9 protein-coding genes are annotated in these 10898 nt (G+C 36.5%); 3 read left to right on the top strand and 6 right to left on the bottom strand.

What is annotated here, in order from left to right:
* Positions 1 to 129 precede the first annotated feature (129 nt).
* Entirely contained in the window at positions 130 to 309 is a 180-nt protein-coding gene (locus ACT9TX_RS15185; protein WP_481339541.1) for a hypothetical protein, read from the bottom strand.
* Between the two features lie 374 nt (positions 310 to 683).
* Between ACT9TX_RS15185 and ACT9TX_RS15180 the strand changes: the two genes are divergently transcribed.
* Positions 684 to 1457 carry a LuxR C-terminal-related transcriptional regulator gene (locus tag ACT9TX_RS15180; RefSeq protein WP_481339539.1) on the top strand — a complete coding sequence of 258 codons (774 nt, stop codon included), beginning with the start codon at positions 684 to 686 and terminating at the stop codon, positions 1455 to 1457.
* Positions 1458 to 1606: 149 nt separating this feature from the next.
* Here the strand turns inward: ACT9TX_RS15180 and ACT9TX_RS15175 are convergent, their stop codons facing one another.
* Both ACT9TX_RS15175 and ACT9TX_RS15170 read right to left on the bottom strand, forming a co-directional pair.
* Complete coding sequence (locus ACT9TX_RS15175; RefSeq protein ID WP_481339537.1) at positions 1607 to 1915, bottom strand: hypothetical protein; 309 nt, start codon at positions 1913 to 1915, stop codon at positions 1607 to 1609.
* Between the two features lie 54 nt (positions 1916 to 1969).
* Positions 1970 to 4534 (bottom strand): ATP-dependent Clp protease ATP-binding subunit, encoded by a 2565-nt coding sequence (locus ACT9TX_RS15170; RefSeq protein ID WP_481339536.1) that lies wholly within the window; start codon positions 4532 to 4534, stop codon positions 1970 to 1972.
* A 95-nt stretch (positions 4535 to 4629) separates the two neighbouring features.
* Here ACT9TX_RS15170 and ACT9TX_RS15165 point away from each other — a divergent pair, with 95 nt between their 5' ends.
* Complete coding sequence (locus ACT9TX_RS15165; RefSeq protein ID WP_481339534.1) at positions 4630 to 5028, top strand: STAS domain-containing protein; 399 nt, start codon at positions 4630 to 4632, stop codon at positions 5026 to 5028.
* A gap of 169 nt (positions 5029 to 5197) precedes the next feature.
* Positions 5198 to 6106, top strand: a complete 909-nt coding sequence (locus tag ACT9TX_RS15160) for a ribonuclease Z (protein ID WP_481339533.1) — start codon at positions 5198 to 5200, stop codon at positions 6104 to 6106.
* 80 nt (positions 6107 to 6186) lie between these two features.
* On the opposite strand, the gene ACT9TX_RS15155 is transcribed toward ACT9TX_RS15160, so the two are convergent.
* The 3 genes from ACT9TX_RS15155 to ACT9TX_RS15145 all read right to left on the bottom strand — a co-directional run bounded on the left by ACT9TX_RS15155 (position 6187) and on the right by ACT9TX_RS15145 (position 10866).
* Positions 6187 to 7341, bottom strand: a complete 1155-nt coding sequence (locus tag ACT9TX_RS15155) for an alpha/beta hydrolase (RefSeq protein ID WP_481339531.1) — start codon at positions 7339 to 7341, stop codon at positions 6187 to 6189.
* A gap of 82 nt (positions 7342 to 7423) precedes the next feature.
* Positions 7424 to 8053 carry an outer membrane lipoprotein periplasmic chaperone LolA1 gene (gene lolA1 / locus ACT9TX_RS15150; RefSeq protein ID WP_481339529.1) on the bottom strand — a complete coding sequence of 210 codons (630 nt, stop codon included), beginning with the start codon at positions 8051 to 8053 and terminating at the stop codon, positions 7424 to 7426.
* Between the two features lie 98 nt (positions 8054 to 8151).
* Complete coding sequence (locus tag ACT9TX_RS15145) at positions 8152 to 10866, bottom strand: DNA translocase FtsK (protein WP_481339527.1); 2715 nt, start codon at positions 10864 to 10866, stop codon at positions 8152 to 8154.
* Between the last annotated feature and the right edge of the window lie 32 nt (positions 10867 to 10898).

The following is a 10898-nucleotide window of genomic DNA, read 5'->3' as shown; positions in this document are numbered from 1 at the left end:
TGGAATAAAATCTGACATGGTAATGGTTGTTTATAGTGTTATGATGATTGATTATGAGATGGCTGTAACCGCTTGCCGATTGGTTGCGGCTTAGCCCTGGTGCGGCTGCTTGCGCCCTAGCCCTAGCGGTTATAGGGTTAGGTGCGGTGGATTGCGGCTTAGGTCTGGCGGTTTCGTACTTAGGTGCGGTGCTACTAGGGCTTGGTAGCATGGCATAGTACCAAAGCCCGATGCGTTGCGCCCTAGCACTTGCACCGCCATACTTGGGTATAGTGGCTTGCGGCTTGGGTAGTAAATGGTGCGTTGCATGTTATTATAATTACGTTGTAAACATATAAGCTATTCAAAAAGCATTACCTGTGGTTTTCCCCGAAATCAACGGGATTTTTCCCATGTATTAAAGGGAAAAATCCCGTTGATTAAATTTTACTATTAGCTGTTAAAAAAGGCACTTTCTAAAATATACCAGTTTTAATAGGCCGTAAACATATAGATACATTTTATACTTCGCATAGCTTGGCGGTATGCTTACGATTCTCCTACATTATAAATCCATTAAAAAGAACTCGTATTTTTTGTGATGTAAAAATATAGGTGTATTTTTTGCTCTGTTATCCCTCTTTAGTGGTATTTTTTAATGAAATAAATAGCCCGTATTATTGCAATACCAAAACAAAATGCACATGAAAATTCAGGTTTTTAAAGAAGTGAGAAAGATTTGGGAGCAGCTTACAGAAAATGTGGCAATAGAAGTAGTAGATAATCTACAGATGGAGCTGGCAATCCATAAAAAACTACTCAGCTTCTTTCAGGTAGGCGATTATTACTATTATATTCTTAACCTTACTGATGCCAGTGTAGAACTAGTAAGTAATGAAATTGAAACAGTATTAGGGTATCATCCATCGCTGTTTAACCCTGAGTTTTATTTCAAAAAGGTGCACCCAGAAGATATAGCTTACGTATTAAACTTTGAAAACTATGGTGCTAATTTTTATAGGCAGTTACCCATTGATAAGATTTTAAAATACAAGGCGCGTTACGACTTTAGAATACAAAAAAGCAATGGCCAATATATACGTGTATTGCACCAGGCCATGGTGTTACAGCACGATGCTGAAGCGCGGTCTATTATTACCATGAGCCTAGACACAGATATTACACATTTAAAAATAGAAGGTAAACCTACTTTATCATTTATAGGCTTAGAAGGTGAGCCGTCGTTTGTAGATGTAGATGTAGAGCAACTATTTACCCCTACCAAAGAATTATTAACCAAGCGTGAAAAAGAGATATTGTACTTAATGATTGATGGTAAGCTAAATAAAGAAATAAGCGACTTGCTAAATATTGGCTATGAAACCGTAAAAACACATCGCAAGAATATGGTGCATAAAGCGGGGGTTAAAAACTCGGGTGAATTAATTGCATTAGCTATAAGAAAGGGTTGGGTGTAGATTCAATAAAAGAGGAAGTATCATAAATAAAACTATGGCCTCTAGAATCGCATAAACGATAGCAAGTCTCCATCAGCTGTCCGAAAAAAAAGAGGCTGTCTCGTACTTTTGAGACAGCCTCATTTTTGTTTTATTAATTTATGAAGAAACTATTTCTTGAAATATAACCCAATGATTGCAAGCATCATAGCTAAAAAAATACCAAACATCCAACGCAAGATTTCTACTTTAGTTTCAGAAATTTTTGTATCAATCTTTCCATCCAATTTCGCAAAGTCTTCTTTAATCCCACTCCTTAAAACCTCTAAATCTTTGTTTTGCAAAGTTTGGAAAATTTGTGTTTTTTCTTCTACCTTTTCTTTGGTTTTAGACTCAATATATTCAATTACCGTAGCAGCTTCCTGCTCAGTAAATTTCGATTTAAATATATCGTAAACCTTTAACTCTAACGTACTCATACATCAAATTTAAAAAGATAAACTGAAAATACAATTAGTAAACTAACCTTTTTTCTATACCGCAGGACTTTCTTCAGTTTCTTTTGCTTTTAGTTCAAAGTAAATTTTACCTTTTTCTTTGTCTAAATTGGCTACCAACACGTCACCATTTTTTACATTCAAGTTTAAAATTTCCTCAGCTAAAGGATCTTCTAAATACTTCTGTATGGCTCTGTGTAATGGCCTTGCACCAAATTGAGAATCGTAACCTTTATCAGCTATAAAATCTTTCGCCTCAGTAGTAATTTCAAGGCTAAAGCCCAATGTATTCAAGCGTTTGTACACGCCTTTCATTACAATGTCTATAATCTCAAAAATATTCTCTTTGGTTAAAGAATTGAAAATAATCACATCATCAATTCTATTTAAAAACTCAGGTGAGAAAGTTTTCTTTAATGCTTTTTCAATTACAGCTTTATTATTTTCTTCTTGATTCTGCATACGGTTTGCAGTAGCAAAACCTACACCATCACCAAACTCTTTTAACTGTCTAACACCAATGTTAGACGTCATAATAATCATGCTGTTTTTAAAGTCGATTTTTCTACCCAAACCATCAGTCAACATACCATCATCTAATACTTGCAATAATATGTTGTAAATATCTGGATGCGCTTTTTCAATCTCGTCTAGCAGAATAACACTATAAGGTTTACGGCGCACTTTTTCGGTTAACTGACCACCTTCTTCATAACCAACATAGCCAGGAGGCGCTCCTATTAAACGGCTTACCGTGAACTTTTCCATGTATTCACTCATGTCAATGCGTATTAAAGCATCTTCACTGTCAAACATGTATTTAGCAAGGCTTCTAGCCAATTCTGTTTTACCAACACCTGTAGGGCCTAAGAAAATAAAACTACCAATTGGCTTTTTAGGATCTTTTAAACCTACACGGTTACGCTGTATGGCTTTAGTCACTTTACTAATCGCATCTTCTTGGCCTATTACCATGCCTTTCATATCATCAGCCATTCTACGTAGCTTCTCTGTTTCAGCTTGTACCATACGCTTAACAGGTATGCCAGTCATCATGCTAATAACTTCAGCAATATTTTCTTCGTTAATAGGATAACGCTTATTCTTGCTATCTTCTTCCCAAGTAGCTTTAGCCGCTTCAAGCTCTTCACCTAAGCGCTTTTCTTTATCACGTAAGCTAGCAGCTTCTTCAAAACGCTGGCTTTTTACTACCTTATTTTTCTCGTTTTTAACCTCTTCAATTTGCTTTTCTAGCTCTACAATTTCTTGAGGTACATTAATGTTTTTCAAATGCACTCTTGCACCTACTTCATCCAATACATCTATTGCTTTGTCTGGCAATAAACGGTCTGTCATGTAGCGGTCACTCAATTTTACACAAGCTTCAATGGCTTCTTCATCGTATACTACATTGTGAAAATCTTCGTACTTACTTTTAATATTGGTTAATATTTGAATGGTCTCATCAACACTTGGTGGTTCTACCAATACTTTTTGAAAACGACGATCTAAAGCACCATCTTTCTCAATAAATTGGCGATACTCATCTAATGTAGAAGCACCTATGCATTGCAACTCGCCACGAGCCAAAGCTGGCTTGAAGATGTTACTTGCATCAAGGCTACCGCTTGCACCACCAGCACCTACAATAGTGTGTATTTCATCAATAAATAAAATCACATCACGGTTTTTCTCAAGCTCATTCATAATAGCTTTCATGCGTTCTTCAAACTGACCACGGTATTTTGTACCAGCTACTAAAGCCGCTAAATCCAACGAAATCACTCTTTTATCGAACAACACACGGCTTACCTTACGTTGCACAATTCTTAATGCCAAGCCTTCTACAATGGCGGTTTTACCCACACCAGGCTCACCTATTAATATTGGGTTGTTCTTTTTTCTGCGTGATAAAATTTGCGATACACGCTCAATTTCATTTTCACGCCCCACAATTGGGTCAAGTGTACCAGCTTCAGCCATTTTGGTAATATCTCTACCAAAATTATCTAACACAGGTGTTTTGCTTTTAGCGTTAGGATTTGGCTTACCAGCAGTTGCACCAGCACCACCGCTACGCTGACCACCAAAGCCTTTTTTATCGTCATCAAATTCATCATCCTGATCATCAGGAAATTCGTTGCGAGGGTTGTTAGGTGCAGAGCTACCTACCATACCTAATTCGTTTCTAAACATATCGTAATCCACATCAAACTGATTTAAAATTTGTGTTGCAATATTTTCTTTGTTCTTTAAAATGCTCAGCATTAAATGCTCTGTTTCTACCAAAGGGCTTTTTAATGCTTTGGCTTCTAAAACTGTTACACGGATAACTTTTTCAGCTTGCTTGGTTAAAGGCAGGCTGTTGATATTAGCAATGTTTTTACCAGTTTTATCTTTAACTGCCAGTTCTATTTCTTTACGCAGTTCGTACAAATCAACATTCAATTGTCGCAATACTTTAATGGCGGTATTTTCGCCATCACGTATTAAACCTAACAATAAATGCTCTGTACCTATAAAATCATTTCCCAACCGCAAAGCTTCTTCACGGCTAAATGAGATGATTTCTTTTACTTGTGCTGAAAAATTATTATCCATGTTATTAATTTATGTTCGCCCGTACAATTATAACGAATATTTTTGACTAATGTTTCTACTGTTTTATGCACAGTATGTTAATGAAAAGATAAGCTATGAAGTTCAAAATTGATACCAAGGAAAAATTTACCGTTGTAACGCCAATTGAGCCGCATTTTGCTGACAATGTGACTGCGGATTTTAATGCCCTTTGTGGTATTTTACTACAAAAAGACATTAAAAACACCATTTTAAACATGGCCAATGTGATAGACATTGATGACAACAGTTGCGACGCTATAACGCAATGGCAGCAACGCTTTTACGAAGCAAATGCCAGCTTTGTTATTTGCGAAATGACACCAGAAACTGAAGCTATTTTTGACAAACTTGAGCTAACTGACGTTTTAAACATTACGCCTACCGAAAGTGAGGCTTGGGATATTGTACAAATGGAAGAAATAGAACGAGAATTATTAGATGGTGACGATTTTGAGTTTGAAGCAAACGAATAAAATTATATGAACGATAAAGATTTAAGCGAATTGCACGAACTAGGATATAATATTTTCAAATTTATTTTTAGAAGAAAATCGGCATAATTAATGCAATTGTTTTTCTAAAATTCGTGTAATTGATTTTAATTCGTGTAATCCTATGACTGAAAGAGTGAAATAAAACAATATGCTTGGTGTAACCATTTTAGGTAATAATTCTGCAATTCCTGCTTACGATAGGCATCCTACCTCGCAAGTGGTTACTATGAATGACCAATTGATTTTAATAGATTGTGGCGAAGGCACACAAATGCAAATGGCCAAATACAGGATAAAACGCAGTAAAATCAACTATATTCTTATTTCGCACTTGCATGGTGACCATTATTTTGGCTTAATGGGTATTCTTACAAGTATGGGATTACTTGGTAGAGAAAATGATTTACACCTATTTGCGCCGCCATTACTTGAACCAATTATTCATGCGCAGCTAAATGCTGCAAACACCGTACTTCCCTACCCTTTGCACTTTCATGCGTTAGAAGAAGATGGCCTAATTTGGAACGACAATAAATTTACCATTGAATGCTTTAGCACTAAACATAGAGTGGCTTGCAAAGGCTTTATCATTCGTGAAAAAAAGCAACCAAGAAAAATAGACAAAGCTACCATTCACAAATACGAGATACCAACAGCTTTTTACGATAAGCTAAAAATGGGTGAAGATTACGAAACCAAAACAGGCGAGATTATTAAAAACGAATGGGTAACTGTAGCGAACAAACCTGCCTGTAGCTATGCGTTTTGTGCTGATACTATTTACGATGAAACATTAGTGCCTATTGTAAAAAATGTATCATTACTGTATCATGAATCTACCTATCTAAAAGACATGAACGATAGAGCTGCTTTACGCTTTCATGCTACATCAGAACAAGCAGCCACCATTGCCTCAAAGGCAGAAGTAGACAGACTAATACTAGGGCATTTTAGTAGTAAATACGAAGTGCTTGACCAGTTTTTAGAAGAAGCTAGTGCTATTTTTTCAAATACAGATTTAGCTATTGAGGGTGTTACATTTTTGCTGAATCAATAGTAACCGCAAATTAATGGTGATTGGTTATGATTTACCATGATTACACAAATATCACTGCGCATCAAATTCATCATCATTAATCAGCGGTTTAATAACCAAGCATAAAAACCAGGAAACACCAACTTCCAATAAGCCTCGTTATGCTGACCTAGTGGACTAACTTGGGTTGTAACTTCGTAACGAGGTTTGGTTTTTAAAATTGCTTCCATTTTAGTCACGTTACTTACCATCGTTGCATCTTCTTTTGCGCCAGCATACATAAAAAATCTAGGCATAGCTGTAGTGGTAAAATTGGTAGCTTCGGTATAAATATTTGGCGCAATCCAAAATGAAGGCGAGAAGACACCAGCAGCCCCAAACACTTGTGGATACTGCATGATAGCGTAAGCACTTATTAAACCGCCCATACTACTACCAGCAATAAACGTAAAATCAGGACCTCTTTTAGTACGGTATTTTATGTCAATATAAGGCTTTAAAGTTTGCACCAAAAAGTCAACATATTGCTTTCCTTCACCTTTGTTTTCAGGCGTTGCAAAAGCACCCTTCAAGCTATAATCATAAGGCGAATATTCGCTCATACGCTTTTCGCCACCATTATCAATACCTACAACAATACATTCTTTACCAAGCTTCTGCTGCAAGCTATCTAAACATTCATCAATGCCCCATTCAGCGGCATAAGCTGTTTGTTCATTAAACAAATTTTGCCCGTCATGCATGTATAAAACAGGATAAGTTTTAGTAGAACTTGCATAGCCTTTGGGTAAATAAACCCATATTCTTCTCGTACGGTTAAGTTGAGGCATTTTAAAAGCCGTATCTATCACTTTTACTTGTGGGCTTGCGGTGTAGCGTTTTGGTCTATCGGGGTAATCATCTTTCCAGCCTGCAATAGTTATTTCTTGCGATACATCCGCATTCACATCTACAATTCTATCCGCAATATCTCTACCATCGTTCGTACATTCAACTTTATCAAAACTACCTCTTGTAAACTTAAACGCATAATTACCTGCTGCTACATCTTTAATTACAATACTTTTTCTACCGCCAGCAAAAGGCTTTAGCTTATACTTCTCATCTTTAGGATTCCAATTGTTAAATGTGCCAGCTACGTAAATATCATCATTCGGCTTTGTGGCTACTGTAGTTACCACTAAACGCACAGAAAATTGTGCATTTACAAACAAAGTAAGCAAGGCAAATACTAAGGATAAAGCAATTTTTTTCATTTGATAAAAATACAATTTAGCTGCAATAAAAAAGCCATTTCTATTGTGAGAAATGGCTTTAGACTATGTTAAAATAAACGCTTTAATCTAAAATTTCAACGTTAGCAGGGTATTTACTTTTATTAAAAATGAATATCGCATCGTTTAAGCTTGCGTTGGTATTTAAGTTAGTCAAGCTAATTTCTGTTTTGTTGTTGCCCTTATCAAGGATGTTCACTTTAGTAAACATGTTTTTTGTTTTGTCAATAAACAACAACACTTTAGAAAAATTCTTACGCTTGTCAGTTGGTGTCAATTCAATTTGGTAAGCTGCACCAGCAGAAGACACTAATTTGTAGGTAAAATCTTTATCGTAAAAATTAGAAAATAATTTTTGTGGGCTTAATAAAGATTCTGCCTCATCTGCACCAGTTACCGTAATAGTATTATTACCGTCAAAGTTGTACACTTTACTACCATCACAAATCACTTCTGTTTTGCCCTGTTTTAAAAGGTATTTTTTGTTTTTGTAGCTAATAGTACCAGATTTACTACCATTACTAACACCTTTACTACTCAATGACTTAATGGTAATACTAGAGGTAATCGCTTTAAAATTTTTGATATTAGCACTTACACCATCCAATACTTTTTTTGCTGCTAGATCGTTTTGGGCAAAAACCGAACTAAGAGATACTATCACCGCTAAACCTAATACTATAATTTTCTTCATTTGTTTCTTTTAAAGGGTCAAAGATAGATGTTACAACATTTAACAGACCAAAATCTACCTAATTGGTTTAATTGTTTACCGATTCAGCTAATCTATAATTATGCCATAGAATCTAAATATTCTTGTAATTCTGTCTCGCTCTTAAACAAAACCTCTCTTGCTTTACTACCAGCATTAGCACCTACAATACCAGCTGCTTCTAATTGATCCATCAATCTGCCAGCCCTATTGTAGCCTAGTTTCATTCTGCGTTGTATTAATGAGGTAGAACCAATTTGATTTTGAACAATCAATTTTGCAGCATCATTAAATAATGGGTCTCTATCGGCAGCGTCAAAGCCTTTGCCACTACCTTCTTCTTTTTCATCTGTGTATTCTGGCAATAAAAAGGCATCAGGATAGCCACGTTGGTCGCCAATAAATTCTACAATCTTATCTACTTCAGGTGTATCTACAAATGCACATTGCAAACGTGTAATATCGCCATTATAGCTGATGAGCATATCACCTTTGCCTATTAATTGCTCAGCACCGCCCGCATCTAAAATGGTTCTGCTATCTATTTTACTAGATACTTTAAAGGCAATACGTGCAGGGAAATTCGCCTTAATTGTACCAGTAATAATATTTACCGAAGGCCTTTGTGTAGCAATAATTAAGTGAATACCAATTGCTCTTGCAAGCTGTGCCAAACGTGCAATTGGCATTTCTACTTCTTTACCAGCAGTCATAATCAAGTCAGCAAATTCATCTACCACCAACACTATAAACGGTAAATATTGATGACCTTTTTGAGGGTTTAATTTGCGGTTATTAAACTTCTCGTTATACTCTTTAATGTTTCTACAACCAGCTTCTTTCAGCAAGTCATAGCGGTTATCCATCTCTATACACAAGGCATTCAACGTATGTACTACTTTCTTGGTATCAGTAATAATGCTCTCTTCTTCACCCGGCAGCTTTGCTAAGAAATGTTTTTCTATCACTTTGTAAATGCTCAACTCAACTTTCTTAGGATCTACCAATACAAACTTTAACTGTGATGGATGTTTTTTGTACAACAAAGACACCAATATGGCATTTAAACCTACCGATTTACCTTGCCCTGTTGCACCTGCCATTAATAAGTGAGGCATTGTTGCTAGGTCTACTATAAAGTTTTCGTTGTCAATTTTTTTGCCAATAGCTATTGGCAAAGAGAATGAGCTATTAGTAAACTTTTCAGAAGCCAATAAAGTCTTCATGCTTACCACAGTTTTACGCACATTTGGCACTTCTATACCAATAGTTCCTTTACCCGGTATTGGTGCGATAATACGAATACCCAAGGCAGCCAGGCTTAAAGCAATATCATCTTCTAGGTTTTTAATACGACTAATACGCACACCAGGTGCAGGTACAATTTCGTACAAGGTAACTGTAGGCCCTACGGTAGCTGCAATACGCTGTATAGCAATATCGTAGTTCTTAAGCGTGGCAATAATTTGGTTTTTATTCGTTTCTAGTTCATTAGGGTCGTGAACAATTTTCTCACTACCATGCGTTTCTAGCAACTCTATCGATGGATATTTATAATCCTTCAATTCAAGTGTTGGGTCAAACAAGGTATCGATACCATAATGGTCAATTTCAGATGGCTTACTATCAACAATATCATCCTCATCATCAACCATATCTTGCATCTCAAGTTCAATATCTATTTCATCATCAAACTCAATCTTTAAAGGCTTTCTAGCTTCTATTGCTGGTTCATCTTCTTCAATTTCTTCTTCATCATCAACATCAAAAGGTATGTCGTCTACAGTAGGTTTAGGCATTATTACCGTTACTCCTTCATGAGCTGCAGGTGCTATTTCTAGTGGCAAATCCACCATCGCATCTATGGCCTTTTCCTTCTTCTTTTTAGGTTCTTCGGCTATAAACAATTTGCCTTTTTCTTCTTCTATTGGCTGTTCTTCTACAATCTCTTTTTCAGTTACACCAAATTCAGTCAATGGGTCGTGTGTTGGCACTTCTTCCTTCGGCGTTACTACTGCTTTACCAGTTGCGCCTTCCTTTAATTTATTGTGACTTATGGGTAAAATTTGTTCTTCTTCCTCATCAAAATCATCCTCTAAAACCTCTTTTTCAACATCATCCTCAACCATCAAATCATGGCCATCATTTGTATCTTTTACATCAGCGGTTACTTTCTTCTCAGGCCATTTAAACGTAGGGTTAAAACGCCAAATAACATAACTAAACACAGTAACCAAAAGCAAAGATCCTGTGCCTACATTACCAATCCATTTTACAAACCAATTGCTCAGCAATTCGCCCACTGCACCGCCCCAGCTAAAGTCGCTAGCACTTGCTACAAACGCAAAAGCCATACTTAGCACTACCAAGCCTACCATTACATAACGCAGGTTACGCACAAGGCTAAAAATCTTTTTGCCAAACAATAAATTAATACCTAGCACAAAAAAGAAAGTGCAAAACAAATACGATGCAACACCAAAACCTTTGTAAATAAACAAATGCGCCACGAAAGCCCCCAAAACACCCAACAAATTATGCACCCGCACATCGTTGGTGGCAAAAATTTTAATGCCAAATTGGTACACTTTGTCTTGATCTTCTTGCCATGTAAACAAGTAAGATGTAAAAGCGATAAACAAGAAAATAGTAAGTAACAGGCTTATGGCGCCTGCAATTTTTGTTGTGCGTTCGTCCTTCACCACCTCAACCACGGTCACATCTACCTCTTTATCCTCAGTCAATACCTCAGGGCTAGGCGGTGGTGAAACTTTCTTTTTTAAGCTATTTGCCATAGAAACAAATATACGTTTTGCTACAGCGAGTA

It is taken from the genome of Parasediminibacterium sp. HNIBRBA5674 (assembly GCF_056745525.1).
The sequence above is the reverse complement of the archived record's forward strand: the minus strand, read 5'-3'. Positions and strand labels throughout refer to the sequence as shown.